Origin of the sequence: Brenneria salicis ATCC 15712 = DSM 30166 (genome assembly GCF_003315515.1) — a bacterium.
GTDB classification, from domain to species: domain Bacteria; phylum Pseudomonadota; class Gammaproteobacteria; order Enterobacterales; family Enterobacteriaceae; genus Brenneria; species Brenneria salicis.
On the sequence record NZ_QNRY01000059.1, the window covers coordinates 1 to 18,385 of the forward strand.

Here is an 18,385-nt window from a genome sequence, read left to right on the forward strand (position 1 = left end):
TGAATGCTATGATCGGCATAACTCAGTCCGGTTGGTGATTTGTTTTGATTTGGCGATTGATCAGATCGCTCAAACCGGATTGAGTTCCCTTCAGTGATCTACTATTAGGCGCAGTTATTTAGAGTCAGGATCCCTGGAAAATGTAAATTATAGTTTGGCGAAACGAAAAAAGGGATTCTATTCGGTACACAAATTAATTCTATATATTTTAATGGCTGATTCCCTGGAGAGAAAACATCGTAAACCACTTTTATATAATAGGTTAGAACAGGAATTATTTTATTATCGAACAAATAGAACGGTGCCAGTTCCGGTCTAAATTTCCTCGTTATTTTCGGGCCTCTCATATTGACAAAATTATTACAAATAAACCCCTGTTCTGAAATAACGCCATCACCGGTTACCTGGTTAGGACTGTTGACGATTTCATCTGGATTATCATTTGGTCCGGTGGATTTTACATCAATATGAATAAATGAATTTTGAGTGGCAAACCTAATATCATGCCCATAGGGTATTCCAGGGAAGCGGATATTCTCAAAAATCTCATTAAGTGAAGAATATAAATGCCCTCAATGACTTTCTCACCCACCTCACCCCAGGGATATGCTTCACCTCTTGGCTTATATCCACATTGCATTGGCGCATACGCTTCCCAATATTCTTTGGTTTGGTAAGCGTTATCGAAATCGTTTTTTATATCGAGGTAACGTGACAATAATCTATTAATTATTATATCTTTTACTCTGATTTCTTCCTGGATTATAAAGTCGCTATTCCTTGATATTATATGATTCCTTGCTGCGTTATATTCACTAATCCAATTTAGATTCATAACATCCTTCTAACAATTCGTGAGGCGGAATTTTTATTGATTTACATATTTTGAATATGTTAAGTATTGATATGTTTCTTTCTCCGCGCTCTGTTGAGCTTATATAAGTTCGATGCAACCCACATAAATCTGCGAGCTCTTCTTGTGATAAGTTAAGAGAAAGCCTCGCGGTTTTGATTTTCAATCCTACCGCTATCAATATTTGTTTTTCTTGGGAGCTATAATTGTTCATATGATTATTAACTAATAACTGATACTATAAGTCTACAGACTATAAGTATCATTAGCTGGATTGATATTTAGCATACATGACGGGGGAAGTGTTACGGTACTTGCCTTATTCGTCTATTCAGACTTTTAACTAATGGCGATTAGACGATAATAAAATATGAAGTGGTTCACAAAAACTGAAGACATAAAGAAAGGTTGCTAATCGCAGCAACCTTTCTTTGTTTACCAACAAATAGCCATACTTGGTTATGCGCCTCAGGCAGGCTTACGACGCCATTTCCCGCTTGAATACCGCCAGCGTATGGGCTTTAACCCGGATAAACTCTGGATCGCTCATCGCCTCGGCGCCGCGTGGTCTGGGCAGATTAAAGGGAACCACTTCTGCCACCTGTGTCGGACGTCGGGTAAGCAGCAGGATTTCGTCCGCCAGGAACACCGCGTCTTCCAAATCGTGCGAGACAATCAGCATGCTTACGCCGGTGGCAAGCTGAACTTCCTGCAATTTATCGCGGATAAACAGCGTCATTTCAAAATCGAGCGCGGAGAAAGGCTCATCAAGAAACATCACTTCCGGTTTCGGCCCCAGCGCGCGCATGATGCACACGGTCTGCTGCTGACCGCCCGATAGCTCATAAGGATAACGTTGCAGATCGAAGCAAATTTCGAACATGGCGATCAGTTCTTCCACCCGCTGTTTCACCTCCGCTTTACTCATGCCGCGGCGAATCAAAGGATAAGCGATATTCGCGTAGGCGCTCATCCACGGAAACAACGCGTCGCGGTAATTCTGGAACACGTAACCGATGGTCGTTTCCGACAGCAATTTCCCATCGAACAGGATTTCACCTTTATCCACCGGTATCAGCCCGGCGATCATATTCATCAGCGTCGATTTGCCGCAGCCGTTAGGACCGAATATCGAAACAATTTTACCGCGCGGCAAATCCAGATTGAGATTGCTGTACAACGGCTGGCCGGCGAAGGACTTATCCAGCCCGCGAATGGTGACGTGCGTATCCGCGGGCGGATACTGCTCCAGTTGCGGTCCGCGATAGTCAGGGTGTAATACGCTAGGTGTCGTCATGCTTTGCCGCTCCAGTGAACAATTCTCTTCTCAACCAGTAAAAAAAGCAGATTCAACAGATAACCCAGCGCGCCGGTGATCAGGATCGAGGCGTACATATCCTTGATATTGAAAATCTGCTGGGCGTCGATAATACGGTGACCTAACCCGTTTTCCGAACCGATAAACATTTCCGCGACAATCACGATCACCAGCGCCATTGATACGCCGGTTCGCAGGCCGACGAACGTCTGCGCCAGACTTTCCATCAGCATGATGTCCTTGAAGATATGCCAGCGTGATACGCCCATGACCTGTGCGGCCATCACGCGGGTTTTCTTGGCGTTCATCACGCCATAAGCGCTGTTGAACAAGATCACCAGTACGGCGGCGAAAGCGGCAATGGCGATTTTGTTCGCATCGGTAATACCGAAAATCAGCAAGAACAAGGGGATAAGCGCCGAGGATGGCGTTGAGCGAAAGAAATCAATCAAAAACTCCACGCTGCGATACACCGCCTCGCTGCTGCCAAGAATGACGCCGAGCGGCACGCCGATCGCCGCGGCAAAGATAAACGCCATCAGCGTGCGGTACAGCGTCGCGGCGATATCCTCACGCATGTCCGCCTCGCCGAAAGCGTGGAACAAATAACCTAATGTTTCCGTCGGTGAAGGCAGCAGCACCGGATTCAGCCACTTGGCGCTGACGGCAAGCTGCCACAGCAGAAACAACAGAATAGGGCCAAGAAATGGCAACAGCTTACGGCTCATAATCTCTCCTGGTTTTTTTAAGCTGAATACATCAGCGCCGCAACGGAAATGTGGTCACGGAAAATCTTACGTTCGGTAAAAATGTCGTAGTACTTCTGGAAGAAGCTGATATCCGAAGCATTCATGTCGTTGTACATCACAAAGTTTGGCAGCGGCACCGCTTTCAACAACGCGCTATCAATGCCGGTAAAGTTGCCGATATTCTCGCGCGCGGCATCCGGTTGGCTTTGGATGAACTCAACGGCACGGGCGTAGGCGCCGATAAAACGTTTGGCTTTATCCGCGTTGCCGTTGATAAAACTGCTGGTCAGCGCCGCCGCGCCGCCAAACCACGGCGCATCGGCATCGTCGAGGACATATTTCGAAATCACTCCGGTTTCCAGCGTGCGCGCCAGATTCCTCATCTGCCCCACCGTACCGGTCGGCTCCAGCGTATAGACGCCGTCGATCTGTCCGGCGGCAAGGGAAGCAACATGTTGTCCCACCGGCAGTTCGATCACTTTCGTATCGGTAAAACCATTTTTCTCCAGAATGATTTTCGCCAGCGTCACATTCTGAATACCGGGGCCGGTGGCGATACGTTTGCCCTTTAGCTCGGCGATGCTTTTTACCGGGCTATTCAGCGGCACCAGAAACTCGTCCAACACCCATTTATGGTTGGATGGATTGGTACAGATAAATTTGAACAATTCCGGCATGGTTTGCGCCCCTAAACCCAGCGCACCGGTCGCCGTACCATTGGCGCAGCCATGAATACGGTTGGTGATCATGCCTTCAACGATTTGCTGCGGACTGGCGAACTTCACTGCCCGCACGTTCAGCCCCGCCTCCTTGAAGAAACCGCGTTCGACGGCGACATACAGCGGCAACCCGCCGACAATCGGCCAGTAGCCGATACGGATTTCGTCATCCTCAGCGGCCTGCGCGGGGGAAAGCCCCAGCATGTCGCCAGCGACAACGGCGCCGAATGCCAGTGCGGACAGCCTGATCAAGCGCCGACGCTGTGGATTGACAGGAGCGGATAAAGCCTTATGGGTGACGCGTTTCATCGTTAATCCTCCAGAGGGTGCGCTCAGCCGTCACAGCGAATAAAAACACATCGCCGGACAGCCATTGATAGTGAATTCAATCTTGTATACAAGTCTCACTAATGCTGATAAAGCAGAAGTTATGCCAACTTTTAACATTTTGAATTTATGTTGGTTTTATGTAAGAAGCAGGAAAAAATAACGTTTATAGTGCGTAAAACGCGCGCATACGCCCTATTATAGTGCATTGTTCGATTGGCTCAGCGCAGACAGATCGGCGACGGATATCTGCGCTGTCGCCCCGCTACCTTCAGATTCGCTAAAGCTGGTTATAAGAAAAAATTAATCAGTGATATTCCTTGTATTTTTTCCGCGTCCGGCTGATTAAGCTGACGTCAGTTACCGCGTTTGCCAGCCGATATGAGATAAAATAATCGCTAACCCCGGAGCGTCAATAAGCATCCACCTTTTGTAGCGCAGGCAACAACACATGGTTAAACGAATAATGTCCGCCAATAAATTGATCGATATGTATGCCGTCCATGTCTTTGTGACGATGGCCGAAGCAGGCAGCATGACCGCGGCAGCGGCGCGTCTGGGCCTGACGCCCTCAGCCATTTCGCAAACGATCAGGCTTTTGGAGGACGATTTCGGCGTCATGCTGGTCAACCGGGGCGGATACCTTAACCTCTATGGTCGCGGCCGGGATCGGCTGGGCGGTCACCAGCCCAATCAGTTTCCTGCAATCGGAAATCCATGCCAGACAGGTTCTGACGCATATGCCGGAACAACTGAACATAAAACGTTCGCTTTATATCGTCGGACACCGTGACGAGTACAGTGCGTTCTTTGATGAAGCGTGTGACGTCACCCATGAAATCATCGAAACCGTTTTTATTCCCAAACTGCAAAACCTGCATCGGGGAATAGAAAAACTGGTATCGATTAATCCAGATGATAGGGAATAACCGTCAGCGATAACGTTAACAACATGAGATGCGCCGTCCTGACGGGAAATAATCAGCGCGGGTAAGCATTTAAGCATGCCATTAAATTTACATTAATTTCAGGTCAATATTAAACCGTGACCTCGTGTACATCGTCAGAACAAAGGAATAAGACTTATGTTATCCCCGATCCGTATTGAAGAAGATCTGTTAGGCACCCGTGAAGTTCCCGCCGACGCGTATTATGGTATCCATACGCTACGCGCCATTGAAAACTTTCATATCAGCAACCAGACCATCAGCGATATTCCAGAGTTTGTCCGCGCCATGGTGATGGTAAAAAAAGCGGCGGCGCTGGCGAACCGACAATTGCAAACCATTCCGCGCAACATTGCCGATTTCATTATTCAGGCCTGCGATGAAGTGCTGAATAACGGCAAATGTCTGGATCAGTTTCCTGTGGACGTCTATCAGGGGGGCGCAGGCACGTCGGTTAATATGAACACCAATGAAGTGCTGGCGAATATCGGTCTGGAATTGATGGGACATCAGAAAGGCGAATATCAGTACCTCAATCCAAACGACCATCTGAATAAATGTCAGTCCACCAATGACGCCTACCCCACCGGTTTCCGGCTGGCGGTGTACAGTTCCGTGCTGAAACTGGTGGAAGCGATCACCCAGTTGGGTAACGGATTTGAGCGTAAGGCAAAGGAATTTGAAACGATCCTGAAAATGGGTCGCACCCAGTTGCAGGATGCGGTGCCAATGACGCTGGGCCAGGAATTTCACGCCTTCAACGTGCTGCTGAAAGAAGAGAACAAGAACCTGCTGCGTACCGCCGAACTGCTGCTGGAAGTGAATCTGGGCGCCACCACCATCGGGACGCGCCTGAACACCCCGGATGAATATCAGCATCTGGCGGTACAGTTTCTGGCGCAAATCAGCGGCTTGCCGTGCGTACCGGCTGAAGATCTGATCGAAGCAACCTCCGACTGCGGCGCCTACGTGATGGTGCACAGCGCGCTTAAGCGCGTCGCCGTAAAACTTTCGAAAATCTGTAATGACCTGCGGTTGTTGTCTTCCGGTCCGCGCGCCGGTCTGAACGAAATCAATCTGCCGGAGTTGCAGGCTGGCTCTTCCATTATGCCGGCGAAAGTTAACCCGGTGGTGCCGGAAGTGGTTAATCAGGTGTGCTTCAAGGTTATTGGCAATGACACCTGCGTGACGATGGCGGCAGAAGCCGGTCAGCTACAGTTAAACGTGATGGAACCGGTGATTGGACAGGCGATGTTTGAATCCATCCAGATCCTGTCTAATGCGTGTTACAACCTGCTGGAAAAATGCGTCGATGGCATTACCGCCAACAAAGAAGTGTGTGAGGCGTATGTCTTCAACTCCATCGGTATCGTAACCTACCTGAACCCGTTTATCGGCCACCACAATGGGGATATCGTCGGGAAAATCTGCGCCGAAACCGGCAAGAGCGTGCGTGAAGTGGTACTGGAGCGCGGCCTGCTGACAGAAGCGGAACTGGATGACATTTTCTCTATCCAAAACCTGATGCACCCGGCCTACAAAGCCAAACGCTACACCGACGAAGCAGAATCCGTGTAATTACCTTGCGCTTCATTTCCACTCAGGCACAGGGGCAGGCGTATCCTGTGCCTTCACGCATTAACCTCCACGCAATTACCTTCACTTCTGCTGTTTTCAGCCCATGTTCCATGACAGGGCAGCGGCGCGATGTTGCGGTGCGCCGGAAACTGACACATCCACAACACCTAACTGGCTCTGTTCAGATGATAAATTGTATTCATACAGTAAAAACGCCATCACTATTATGACAATGACGAATATATAAGAGGATATTATGGGAATATTAAATTTTGCCATGAAAAAGATAACCATGCCTTATTAAAGGCTGATAACCAACGACAAAAAAATGATTTTTTTAACACATGAGAAAGGGAGGTAAAAATACGAAAAAGAATGATTTAACAATATATTTTACCCTGATCGGGATGATTATATTCAGTCTCATGCGAATTTAATTCACGGTTTACTTTTTTTAACTAAACGAGCCGATTCGTTCTATTCAGGAACCTACGCCGACCTTGCCGATAAACGCGTCAATTAACAGGAAACCACCATGCTGAAATATACTCGCTCTTCCCGTAAATTTATGCTCGCCAGCGCCATTGGCGCGTTAACGCTTTATGGCTCTCTGGCACAGGCATCCACGTTGCGTATCGCCATGACAGCCGCCGATATCCCACTCACGCTGGGGCAACCGGATCAGGGTTTTGAAGGCAACCGCTTTACCGGGATCCCCTTGTATGACGCGTTGGTTGAATGGGATCTCTCTCAGGGGGAAAAACCAAGTGGTCTGGTGCCCGGTCTTGCCAGTGAATGGCATATTGATCCCGCCAATCAAAGCCGCTGGATCTTCACACTGCGTCAAGGGGTGAAATTTCATGACGGCTCGGCGGTGAATGCCGACGCCATCGTCTGGAACGTGGCGAAGGTGCTGGATAAATCGGCGCCGCAATACGCGCCGGGACAAATCGGTAATACCCTTTCGCGTATGCCAACCCTGAAAAGCGCTGAGAAAATTGATGATTACACCGTCGCCCTGACCACCACCGAACCTGATGCCCTGCTGCCCTATAACCTCACCAATCTGTTTATTGTTTCTCCGGGAGCGTGGCAAAAAATGTACGATGCGGTGCCCACTTCGGTGAGCGATGTCGCCGAACGCAGCCAGCGCGCCTGGACCGACTTTGCCGCCCACGCCGTGGGAAGCGGCCCGTTCGAACTGGAAAAACTGGTACCGCGTCAACAACTCATCCTGAAAAAAAATCCCAATTACTGGAACAAAGACCGTATTCCGCGCGTTGATAAAGTGGTGCTGATCCCGCTTCCTGAAGCGAATGCCCGCACCGCTGCGCTCCTGTCGAAACAGGTGGACTGGATTGAAGCCCCGGCCCCTGACGCGGTGGATCAAATCAAATCTCAGGGCTTTAAGATTTATGCCAATACGCAGCCGCATCTCTGGCCGTGGCAGTTCTCTTTCCTGGAAGGTTCGCCGTGGAAGGACATTCGCGTGCGCAAGGCCGCCAACCTGTGTCTGAACCGCAGCGAGTTGAAAAGCTATCTCGGCGGATACATGAAGGAAGCCACCGGCGTCTACGAGAGCGACAACCCGTGGTACGGCAAGCCGTCATTCCAGATTAAATACGACCCGGATACCGCACGCAAACTGATGACTGAAGCCGGTTACAGCGCCGGTAAACCGCTGCGTGTTACGGTGGCGACGTCCGCATCCGGCTCCGGGCAGATGCAACCGCTGCCAATGAACGAATATATCCAGCAAAGCCTGAAAAGCTGTTTCTTCAATGTGGACATCAAAGTCAACGAATGGAACACGCTGTTTACCAACTGGCGTTTAGGCGCGGAAGATCCCGCCTCACAGGGGGTGGACACCATTAACGTGAGCGCCGCCGTCGCGGACCCGTATTTCGGCATGATTCGTTTCTCAACCGCCAAAGCGTTTCCGCCGGTCGCCGCCAACTGGGGTTATTTCTCCACGCTGGAAACCGAACGGCTCGCCAACAAGGTGAAACATGCTTTCACCCCGGCAGAGATGGATAGCGCGACGGCGGAGTTGCATGAAGCCGTGATGAATGAGGTGCCGTTCCTGTTTGTGGCGCATGACGTTGGACCGCGCGCCATCTCACCGGCGGTAACCGGCGTGGTGCAACCGCAAAGCTGGTTCATCGATCTGGCGCTGGTCAGCAAAAAAGAGTAACCGACGATCAAGGAGGGAGCATGCTCACCACCCTTTTTTACCGTATTTTGCTGGCGATCCCCACCATGCTTGGCGTGGCCGTTGTCTGCTTTCTGCTGGTGCAGATAGCGCCCGGCGATCCGCTGGTATCGGTGATGCCGCCAGACGCCTCCGAAGCGCTGCGCCAATCGCTGATGCAGGCTTACGGCTTCGACAAACCGCTACCGATCCAGTTTCTGCATTGGCTGTGGCGAGCGATGCAGGGCGATTTGGGCATGTCGGTCGCAACCGGGCGGCCCGTCATTTCCGAAGTCATGACCGCGGTGACCTACTCTCTGCGTCTGGCGCTGCTGGCCACCAGCATCGGCTTTCTGCTCGGCAGTCTGTTCGGATTTGTCGCCAGCTATTTCCGCAACAGCATGATTGATCGCCTGGCTTCGCTGTTATCGGTATTTGGCGTCAGCGTGCCGCATTACTGGTTGGGCATGCTGCTGGTTATCGTTTTCTGCGTGAAGTTCGCCCTGTTGCCCGCCACCGGCGGCGGGCCGATTGGCGAAATTGGTTGGGCGTGGGATTGGGCGCATTTGCAATTTATGTTGCTGCCCGCCATCACCCTGTCGGTGATCCCAACCGGCATCATCGCCCGCACCGTGCGCTCGCAGGTGGCCGATATTTTAAGTCAGGAGTTCATTATCGGATTGCGGGCCAGGGGATTAACGGAATGCCGTATTTTCCTGCATGTGGTGAAAAATGCCGCGCCCACCGCGCTGGCGGTGATGGGGTTGCAGGTGGGTTACCTGATGGGCGGCTCCATTCTGGTAGAGACGGTGTTTTCCTGGCCCGGTACGGGCCTGCTGTTGAACACCGCCATTTTTCAACGCGATTTGCCGTTACTGCAAGGCACCATCTGGATACTCGCGTTGTTCTTTGTGTTGCTCAATCTGCTGGTGGATGTGTTGCAGACCGCACTCGACCCGCGTATTAAAAGGAGCTAACCATGGTGGATGTTATCCCGCCCAAACAACTGGCGCCGCCAGCCAGCCGGGGCTATTGGATCAGCGTGTTGCTCCGTCTGCTACGTGAACCGACAGGCGTGGTGGTCGGCGTAATTATCCTGTGCCTGCTGGTGCTGGCGATATTCGGCCCGTGGCTGATAGTGAAAGATCCGTACCAGACATCCATGTTTATGCGGCTTAAACCCATCGGCACGCAGGGGTTTGTGCTGGGCTCCGACGAACTGGGACGCGACATGCTTTCGAGGCTGATCCTGGGTACTCGCCTGTCGCTGTTCATGGGGATTGTTCCGGTGGTATTCGCCTTCTTTATTGGCGGCACGATAGGCATTATCGCAGGCTATGCGGGCGGATGGGTGAACTCGCTCATTATGCGCACCATCGATATTTTCTACGCTTTTCCTTCCGTGTTGCTGGCGATAGCGTTGTCCGGCGCGATGGGGGCTGGCGTAGGAAATGCCTTGCTCTCCCTGACGCTGGTTTTTGTTCCGCAGGTGGCGCGTATTGCCGAAAGCGTCACCGCCCAGATAAGGCACATGGACTATATCGATGCGGCGCGCGCCACCGGCGCCAGCGCCTTCACGATTATTCGCGTGCAGGTGCTGGGTAATGTGCTGGGGCCGGTGTTTGTCTTCTCCACCGGGCTTATCTCGGTATGCATGATCCTTGCCTCCGGGCTCTCGTTTCTCGGCTTAGGGGTTCGCCCCCCGGAGCCGGAGTGGGGCCTGATGCTCAACACCCTGCGCACCGCAATCTATACCCAACCCTGGGTAGCGGCCTTGCCGGGGCTGATGATATTCATCACCTCCATCTCCTTTAACCTTCTTGCGGATCGTTTACGCGCCGCGATGTCGATCAAGGAGTAACCGATGCAACCCTTTGAGAATATCGATGTGGCCGGTCCGGCGCAGCCGCTGCTTAAAGTGGATCAACTGCTGAAGTATTTCCCGGTACGCAATGGCAGACAGCGGGCCGTCGTGCAAGCGGTGGACGACGTCAGTTTTGAGGTCAGGAAAGGCGAAACGCTGGGCGTGGTGGGCGAGTCCGGCTGCGGAAAATCCACCACGGCGCGCCTGCTGATGCAATTACTCACTCAGGACAGCGGCGAACTGATTTTTGACGGTCTCGGCGTAGGCTCTTCCCGCTTGCCGATGAAAGCGTATCGCCGTCAGGTACAGATGGTTTTTCAGGACAGCTACGCCTCGCTCAACCCGCGGATGACCATGCAAGAGAGCATCGCGTTCGGCCAGCGCGTGCACGGCATCGATGCGGAGCAGGCTGAGGACTATGCCCATTATCTGCTCGCTCATGTGGGGCTTGCACCAGCGCGTTTCGCCCATCGTTATCCCCATGAGTTATCCGGTGGACAGCGTCAGCGCGTGAACATTGCCCGTGCGCTGGCGATGAAACCCCGGCTGGTTATTCTGGACGAAGCCGTGTCAGCGCTGGATAAATCCGTCGAGGCGCAGGTGTTGCAACTGCTGCTGGATTTGAAGCGCGAGCTCGATCTCACCTACGTGTTTATCAGCCATGACCTGCATGTGGTGCGCTATCTCTCGGATCGAATACTGGTGATGTATCTCGGCGAAGTAGTGGAAATTGGCCCGGCAGAAGACCTGTTTACCGATGCGAAGCATCCCTACACTCAGGCGCTGCTGCACTCGATGCCTTCCATGAACCCGGAAAACCGCACTCTGACCTCGCCACTTTACGGCGATCCGCCCAGCCCGATTTCACCGCCAACAGGTTGCCGTTTTCATACCCGCTGCCCACAGGCGAAAGCCGTTTGCACGCAGGTGAAACCGCAACTCCTGACGGTTGGCGAAAACCACAGCAGCCGGTGCCTGATGGCGCAACCGGACTCGCCCTGGCATACCGGCGATATTGCGATTCAGGAGGTAAACCATGTCGCATGAACCCCTGGTAAAGCTCAACGATTTACATGTCCGTTTCCGCCGGGACAAACAGACCATCGAAGCGGTGAACGGCGTATCGTTCGAGGTGAAGCGCGGGGAAGTCATGGCGCTGATCGGTGAATCCGGCTCCGGCAAAAGCGTGACGCTGCGCGCCATCATGCGGCTTCATCCTCCGCGGCACACCACCATGAGTGGCTCGATTATGGTCGGGGGTGAAGATGTGTTGACGATGTCTTCCCCGGTGCTGCAACGTTTCCGTGGGGCAAAAACCGCGATGATCTTTCAGGAACCGCTGCTGGCGTTCGACCCGGTGTATACCGTCGGACAGCAGATTATTGAAGGGCTGCGCCGCCATGAAGGGCTATCGTACCAGGATGCCCGCCAGCGGGCGCTGGAAGCGCTGTGCCAGGTTCGCATCCCCAGCCCGGAACAGCGTCTGGATGCCTATCCCCATGAGATGTCCGGCGGGATGCGTCAGCGGGCGATGATCGCTCTCGCCCTCTCCTGTCAGCCTGCTTTATTGCTGGCCGATGAACCGACCACCGCGCTGGACGCCACCGTACAGATTCAGATCCTGATCCTGCTACGGGAACAGCAACAGGCTCTTGGACTGTCGATCATCTTCGTGACACACGATATTGGCGCCGCGGTCGAAATTGCCGATCGTGTGGCGGTCATGTACGCCGGACGGATTGTGGAAGAGGCCTCTCTGCGTGAAATTATGGCCCATCCGCGTCATCCTTATACGCAGGTTCTGCTCGACAGCCGTCCGAAAGGCGGCCTGAAAAAAGGCGATGTGCTGCATTGTATTCCGGGTTCGCCGCCGGATCTCTCGCAACTACCGCCCGGCTGCGCATTCGCGCCACGTTGCCCGCACGCAACCCAGGTATGCAGCCAGTTGGCGCCGATCAGTGAAACGGTGGCGGAACGCCACGCGGTCAGTTGTCATCACTGGCGATCATTACCGTTGCCCGCCTTCGCTGTGGCCTGATATTTCTGCCACAACATATTGCCGCCGGGCTCACATCTGTTGCAATTGCGCCATCAGCGTCTCCACGCCCGGCGCAATATTTTCCGGCGCGATGGCGTGAAAACCCATCCTGAAAAAATTCTCCGGCGGAACATCGTCAAGAAAATGACGTGCGCCGGGCTCAATCAACACGCCCGCATGGGCCGCGCGCCAGGTCAGATTCTGCGTATTAATTTTCGCCGGGGTTTGCAACCAAAACGCGTTGGCATGTTCGCTGCCGGCAATCGTCTGACACTCCGGCAAATACCGGTTCAACGCCTCGCGAAGACTCTCCCAGCGGCGTGCGGAATCATCATGATAACGACGCAGGTGGGTTTCGTAATATCCCTGCGCCAGAAAATGCGCCATCTGATACTGAATATTGGCCGGCGGATGGCGATACATCAGACGGCGCAAAGCCCGCGCCTCATCGATCAGTTCCGGATCCGCCACCATAAAACCAAGGCGCAGACCGGGAGAAAGCGCTTTCGACAGACTGCTGATGTAAATCACCCGTCCGTTACGGTCGCTTGCTTTTAACGCGGGCGGCGGGTTACGGGTAAAGTTACTTTCCGAATCATAATCATCTTCAATAATGACCGCATCCTGCTGCACCGCGTGCCTGAGAAGCTGGGTACGGCGCGACGGACTCAGGGTGACGCCCGTCGGCACCTGATGGCCCGGCGTCACATAGTAGTAATCACAACGCTGAGACTCATCAATCACAATGCCTTGTTCATCCACCGCATGGGGAACAATATCCACCTCGTTCAACATAAAGGTGTTGATGGCCTCGCGAAAACCGGGGTTTTCCACCCCTACTCGGCTCTCTGTGGACAACAGCAAACGGGTCAACAAATACAGCGCATTCTGAGAACCGAGCGTAATCAGGATCTCATCCGGCCCGGCGACAATGCCGCGTTTGGGCAACACGCGGGTACGGATTTGCTCGATCAGCATCGGCACATCCTGATCAACATGATCCACCACCCAACACTGGTCACGCATACCGCTGTTAAGCCAGTTTGACGTGGCGCGCCACTGACTCACCGGAAACTGACGAGTATCCGGCTGACCGTAAATAAACGGATAGCGGTAATTCATCCAGCGAGCGGGCTTGAGGATAGCCGACGCTTCACTGGGGGTCATTTTCAGCCGATTGTTCCATTGCGGGGCGTTGACGCGATCTTCCGGTGCATCGGGAGGCGCCAGATAATCCCGCTGCTGATAATCGGGATGCAAAAAGTAGCCGCTACGCGGACGACTGACCAGATACCCTTCGTGCACCAACCCTTCAAAAACCAGCGCCGTGGTATTACGTGACACATTTAACTGCGCGGCCAGTTGACGGCATGAAGGGAGCGGCTCATTAGCCGGAAAAACGCCAGCCAGAATAGCATCCATCAATGATTCACGGAGTTGTTCCTGCAATCCGCGTTGCTTGTCAAACTCCACATGCAAGTAATGACGATTCATTCGCTGCCCTCTTCGTAAAAACCACGACGAATAGCCTGCAAATGCCGTACCACTCAACACTTCCATAGCCTGAAAGGAAGAACACGCGCAGTTGTTGCGTGGTAAATCTGCCAGCCTTTGAAAGTAGATCTCAACGGGTAGTTTGAGCGCCGTTGCGAGCGTGGTGATGAAGGTCTGTTTTGACTAAACCTCAAGCCCAACATTGCCGTGGGCTTCACTATACCCATCCAGAGAGCGGCTTCAATACCGTAGGAGACTGGCCTGTAGCTGCAACATTTATCGTTGCGGTGATTTCACTTCATAAGCGGCTTAAGCAACGCTTATCCTCGTAAGTTCACGTTATCGTGCAACTTCGATTTTATTCGTCTCAATGATTTGCGTGTGAACGTGCTGGCTGCGCGCTGCTATGCCATGAGGCATCTGACACATCCTATCCGGCATTTTCCCCCACTTCCCGGCTGTTTATATGCGCGAAGTGGGGGAAAAGGGGGATTCCAATAGACTTCAAGATGCAGGCCCCCGCAGTAATCAAGCTGTAAGTCAGTTGTTTTACCGTGCACCTTTATCTACGGAAGGTATAATTAAACATCCGGCTTTTAGCTGAGAGTCTTCTGGAAATGGTCCTCAACGGCGAGATTCACCTAATATTTTGACGGCGAGGGTTGTCAGAACGCACCCCATAACCCAGCGTTGGATTAACGAAAAGGATGGCCGTTTCGTGAGAAAATGTGCAATTGTTCCGGCAGATATGGCGATTATGGCGTTGACTGAAACACTAATGATTATCTGTGTCATACCGAGGGCTAACGACTGTGTTAAGACGCTGCCATGATCGGGATTGATAAACTGTGGTAATAACGATAAATACATCACCGCAATCTTTGGATTTAACAAATTGGTCAGGAATCCCATAATGAACAGTTTCCGAGCGCTATCCTTCGGCAAAACTTTAACCTGAAAGGGTGACCTTCCTTTTGGACGTATTGCCTGCCATGCCAGCCATAAGAGATAAATAGCACCCGCGATCCGGATCGTATCGTAAGCATAAGGAACAGCCATCACTATCGCTGTTATACCAAATGCTGCACAGATCATGTAAAACACAAAACCCAGCGCGACGCCTCCGAGCGAAATCAGTCCAGCAGCACGCCCCTGGCAAATAGAACGTGAAATAAGGTATATATCATATTGGGCCCCGGCGTAAGCACCATCCCAAGAGCGATTAGCGAGAATGCAAAAAGGCTGTTTATTTCAGGCATATACCCTCCAGTTAGCGACAAACTCCATACCCGGTTAATTCGAAGATACTGACCTCAATATATGAAAGCTATCTGTTCAGGCGTGACTTCGACACCCATTCACGGAGCATGATCTTCAGGCTGTACAAAATCAAGCAGTTTCAATGATCCTGGGTAGAATTATTTACCCTGCTTTATCTTTTTCTCCTTCCTGGCTTTCGATCAAGCAATATTCCCGAATCATCAAAATAACGGCTGGGCCAGATTTCCGCAGGATGCACATCCAGCGCCGTTGGACAAGCTGGAAAAGGATGGGCTGATCGCCTTTGACGGGGAACGCATTACGCCGTTATCACAACGAAATAACGCAGGGGAAAGGTGGGGAAGTTTTATGATCGCTTCCCCTGCTCACTCACCGTTTTATGGCTGCCTCTGACCGAAAGGTAAATTGTTTCAAGACGTTCTTCAATATCTTATTCACGGTGCAGTTCTTGTAACCGAACACACTGTTGCCGCATACCCTCAAAAACACATTCCGCAAGCTCTGGTGGGAATGACTCAGTCAGCAACGCAGATACACGTTCAATAACTTCAGGCGTTCTGGAGATAATTTCATCCATCATGGATTCAACCTGTTGTCTGCCAAGACCGGCTAATTCACCCTGCTTGATCCAATGTCGCCGTTGAATTTTGTACAGGTGGTAATAATTACGGCTACCGCGAACGGCCATTGCCAACTTACACTTCTGCCGAGAAATCTGGTTATTACGCGGGCCAATGACCGGCCATGCCGATAAAACATCGTAAAGAGGCGTAAGGTGATAGCGACCTTGTGGCTCAATAGCGATACTAAAATTTTTGGCATGACCGTCAGTAGCCGCTATCAGCCAGAAAATAATTTGCGCCCTGAAAAACCGCGCTTTGTCCTGCTCAGCCTGCTCTGAATGACTCAGTATGGCCATAATATCGGAAATACCGGGCCCACCATCAGACTGGTATTTTCGTAGCGGGGAAACACCCAAAGCCTGACACATATCCTCTTGTGGCAAGCGAATGATCCATTGCCGATCGCCTGACCATCTTCTGTCAAAACGCTCAACGACCAATGCCTTCTGATCTTCAAATTGCGCAATCTGTGTTTTTGCTACAGGGCTCCCGTAGTGCTCAAGAAGCAAAGAACATAGCCATTCATTTTCAACCGACGTACTCATATCCGCTTGCATATTACCCACCAGCCCGAGTGGTAGCTTAAAGATATGTGTCGTTGGGGTATTATCTTCTGGTAAACACCATTGCTCTTCATGCCACAGTAAAGCCGTTTTTTCCTGCGCACCGGCAATCGATAAACGCAAATCGTCAGTATCATCCTGCAGACCTGGCAACAATGCCGCCGTGGTATTACGCAATCTTGTGGCGATCTCAGCTTCAGAAAGCGGGCGATAATTTACGGTAAATAAATCTGTGGGTTCCTCATCAACATTCAGTAACTGTATTGCACCAACACAGTCTCTTCCCAGTTCCGCCAACAGATCAAAAGGCTCAAGGCTGTCAGCATGGTAACGCATTGCTAAACGCCTACGAATGACTTCGCTGTCAGGCAATAAATTATCAAAATAGTCGCGTACCACATTGCCGCGCCAAAGCTGATTACCGGGGGTGAAAAGCAAAGAGAGTGATAAAGGTCTTCCCTGTTCATCAGCAATCCACTGCGGAAGGTATTGCAGCCTATCTTCACCTCGGGCCCTTTCCCAGAATCCAACCTGGATCCCGTTCATCCATATCGCTAAACGTTGTTGTTTACGACGCATAGTGTCACCATTTTTCCCGTCTGGCGGGTGAGTCTATTGGCTTTTCTGGATCTTCCATTGTTGAGGATGACATCGAGAAATGTACTCTTGGTCCAGAAGACAGCACCACCTCAACCCCCAGAACAGTAAGCACTTTAAACAAGCGCTCCATACTGGCGCTTTCTGGGTTTGCTTCCAGACGGGCATAGGTTTGCTGTGTTACACCTAACCTTTCAGACACTTCTTTTTGCGTCAGTCCCTTAGCTTTGCGAAAGCCAATCAGCAATGGGCGCAACTGATTCAAGGTTTTCAACGGATAAACAGTATTCATAAGGCACTTACCCTATTTTAGATGATTATACATACTATAGGCTGTTTTTACATAATACACCCTATAAGCTGTAAAAGACAAAATACAGTAAATAAGCTGTAAAATGATAAAACAGCTTATTTAATATTATGTACACCTGATACTTAGAAAGGAGTGTCAAACCTAAGTAGAATAAGACACTCAATATTTTCGTAAAGTATTTTGCAAAGTTTAACCCTACTTTTCTCATTCAAACTTTACATTTTTACAAAAGAGTTTTTAATCCAATATGGTATTGAATTATTCTTTTTGAAAGGCGTTTAAATTCTTCTGGACATTTAATTAGTGAAAACCATGTTTCATAAATATAGAATTGGTCAAAAATATCCAGCTTAGAGATAGATTCTAATGGTTCTCTCACATTGCCAACCAGATACTGACTTAACCAGTAAACAATCCTTTTGCTAAATTCATTGTCCGGTAAATCATATATTGCTCCTTTTGCGAAGATCTCATTAACGAGATTCTCACCAAGATTGCACATATGGTTTTCTTCATTCATAAACTCTTCGATATTCATGATCATGTCTCCCAGATTAAGCAACATTTTTTCGACTTGTTTCGATAACAGAGTGAATCCAGGCATCAATCTCACTTTCTACGAAAGCTACTGCACGAACACCGATCTTCACAGGGGCAGGAAATCGACCTTCACTAATAAGACGATAGATCCAAGCTTTACCGAAACCTGTTCTTTGTAAGACTTCTGGCAAACGAATTAAATTTTGGTTTGTTGAGTTCATTTGGTCATCTCCTGTTTTTTCGTTAAGGAGATATTAGCCACACATACTTTTATCTATGAAGGGAGTGTTGATAACTAAATAGCTGTTCCAAATAGTAGATCACTTTGAGGGAACTCAGTCCGAGTTGAGCGATCTGATCAATCGCCAAAAATCACAAATCACCAACCGG

General features: G+C 50.9%; 17 protein-coding genes and 3 pseudogenes. 7 read left to right on the forward strand and 13 right to left on the reverse strand.

Translation table 11 applies throughout. The features are described from left to right. Positions 1-104: 104 nt before the first annotated feature. The 6 genes and pseudogenes from DES54_RS19305 to DES54_RS19020 form a co-directional block, all read right to left on the reverse strand. Positions 105-835: pseudogene (locus tag DES54_RS19305) on the reverse strand (BglI family type II restriction endonuclease). Next, positions 816-1,067 carry a helix-turn-helix domain-containing protein gene (locus DES54_RS16920; RefSeq protein ID WP_113869367.1) on the reverse strand — a complete coding sequence of 84 codons (252 nt, stop codon included), beginning with the start codon at positions 1,065-1,067 and terminating at the stop codon, positions 816-818. The pseudogene DES54_RS19305 and the gene DES54_RS16920 overlap by 20 nt, the downstream one beginning before the upstream one ends. A gap of 264 nt (positions 1,068-1,331) precedes the next feature. Beyond that, positions 1,332-2,150 (reverse strand): ABC transporter ATP-binding protein, encoded by an 819-nt coding sequence (locus tag DES54_RS16925; protein ID WP_113869369.1) that lies wholly within the window; start codon positions 2,148-2,150, stop codon positions 1,332-1,334. Continuing rightward, positions 2,147-2,899: an ABC transporter permease gene (locus DES54_RS16930; RefSeq protein WP_113869371.1), complete on the reverse strand. Its 753-nt coding sequence runs from the start codon at positions 2,897-2,899 to the stop codon at positions 2,147-2,149. The genes DES54_RS16925 and DES54_RS16930 overlap by 4 nt, the downstream gene beginning before the upstream one ends. A 17-nt stretch (positions 2,900-2,916) precedes the next feature. Continuing rightward, entirely contained in the window at positions 2,917-3,948 is a 1,032-nt protein-coding gene (locus DES54_RS16935) for an ABC transporter substrate-binding protein (RefSeq protein WP_113869373.1), read from the reverse strand. Between the two features lie 378 nt (positions 3,949-4,326). After that, positions 4,327-4,587: a hypothetical protein gene (locus DES54_RS19020; protein WP_240635051.1), complete on the reverse strand. Its 261-nt coding sequence runs from the start codon at positions 4,585-4,587 to the stop codon at positions 4,327-4,329. On the opposite strand from DES54_RS19020, the gene DES54_RS19025 reads away from it, so the two are divergent. The 7 genes from DES54_RS19025 (at position 4,502) to DES54_RS16970 (ending at position 12,584) form a co-directional block, all read left to right on the forward strand. Next, complete coding sequence (locus tag DES54_RS19025) at positions 4,502-4,759, forward strand: helix-turn-helix domain-containing protein (protein ID WP_240635049.1); 258 nt, start codon at positions 4,502-4,504, stop codon at positions 4,757-4,759. The two genes, DES54_RS19020 and DES54_RS19025, sit on opposite strands and share 86 nt — an antisense overlap. 292 nt (positions 4,760-5,051) lie before the next feature. After that, positions 5,052-6,491, forward strand: a complete 1,440-nt coding sequence (aspA, locus tag DES54_RS16945) for an aspartate ammonia-lyase (protein ID WP_113869375.1) — start codon at positions 5,052-5,054, stop codon at positions 6,489-6,491. Positions 6,492-7,026: 535 nt separating this feature from the next. Further along, entirely contained in the window at positions 7,027-8,685 is a 1,659-nt protein-coding gene (locus tag DES54_RS16950; RefSeq protein WP_113869377.1) for an ABC transporter substrate-binding protein, read from the forward strand. A 20-nt stretch (positions 8,686-8,705) separates the two neighbouring features. Beyond that, on the forward strand, positions 8,706-9,659 hold the full coding sequence (locus tag DES54_RS16955; protein WP_113869379.1) for an ABC transporter permease: 954 nt from the start codon (positions 8,706-8,708) through the stop codon (positions 9,657-9,659). 2 nt (positions 9,660-9,661) lie between these two features. After that, the gene (locus DES54_RS16960) at positions 9,662-10,543 is read left to right on the forward strand and encodes an ABC transporter permease (protein WP_113869382.1); all 882 of its coding nucleotides are present in this window, start codon (positions 9,662-9,664) and stop codon (positions 10,541-10,543) included. 3 nt (positions 10,544-10,546) lie between these two features. Next, a complete protein-coding gene (locus DES54_RS16965; RefSeq protein WP_113869384.1) occupies positions 10,547-11,593 on the forward strand; it encodes an ABC transporter ATP-binding protein in 1,047 nt (348 codons plus the stop codon). Then, the gene (locus DES54_RS16970; protein ID WP_113869386.1) at positions 11,583-12,584 is read left to right on the forward strand and encodes an ABC transporter ATP-binding protein; all 1,002 of its coding nucleotides are present in this window, start codon (positions 11,583-11,585) and stop codon (positions 12,582-12,584) included. Before DES54_RS16965 ends, DES54_RS16970 begins: the two co-directional genes overlap by 11 nt. A 30-nt stretch (positions 12,585-12,614) precedes the next feature. On the opposite strand, the gene pdxR is transcribed toward DES54_RS16970, so the two are convergent. The 7 genes and pseudogenes from pdxR to DES54_RS17005 form a co-directional block, all read right to left on the reverse strand. Then, positions 12,615-14,078 carry a MocR-like pyridoxine biosynthesis transcription factor PdxR gene (pdxR, locus tag DES54_RS16975; protein WP_113869388.1) on the reverse strand — a complete coding sequence of 488 codons (1,464 nt, stop codon included), beginning with the start codon at positions 14,076-14,078 and terminating at the stop codon, positions 12,615-12,617. Positions 14,079-14,702: 624 nt separating this feature from the next. Next, a pseudogene (locus DES54_RS16980) lies at positions 14,703-15,337 on the reverse strand (LysE family translocator). Positions 15,338-15,510: 173 nt separating this feature from the next. Then, positions 15,511-15,609, reverse strand: a pseudogene (locus tag DES54_RS16985) (helix-turn-helix domain-containing protein); the annotation flags it as partial. 180 nt (positions 15,610-15,789) lie between these two features. Then, entirely contained in the window at positions 15,790-17,124 is a 1,335-nt protein-coding gene (locus tag DES54_RS16990; protein WP_113869392.1) for a type II toxin-antitoxin system HipA family toxin, read from the reverse strand. Between the two features lie 4 nt (positions 17,125-17,128). Beyond that, a complete protein-coding gene (locus tag DES54_RS16995) occupies positions 17,129-17,434 on the reverse strand; it encodes a helix-turn-helix transcriptional regulator (RefSeq protein ID WP_113869394.1) in 306 nt (101 codons plus the stop codon). Positions 17,435-17,678: 244 nt separating this feature from the next. Beyond that, positions 17,679-17,993: a hypothetical protein gene (locus DES54_RS17000; protein ID WP_113869398.1), complete on the reverse strand. Its 315-nt coding sequence runs from the start codon at positions 17,991-17,993 to the stop codon at positions 17,679-17,681. A gap of 16 nt (positions 17,994-18,009) precedes the next feature. Continuing rightward, positions 18,010-18,216, reverse strand: a complete 207-nt coding sequence (locus DES54_RS17005) for a helix-turn-helix transcriptional regulator (RefSeq protein WP_113869396.1) — start codon at positions 18,214-18,216, stop codon at positions 18,010-18,012. Positions 18,217-18,385 lie beyond the last annotated feature (169 nt).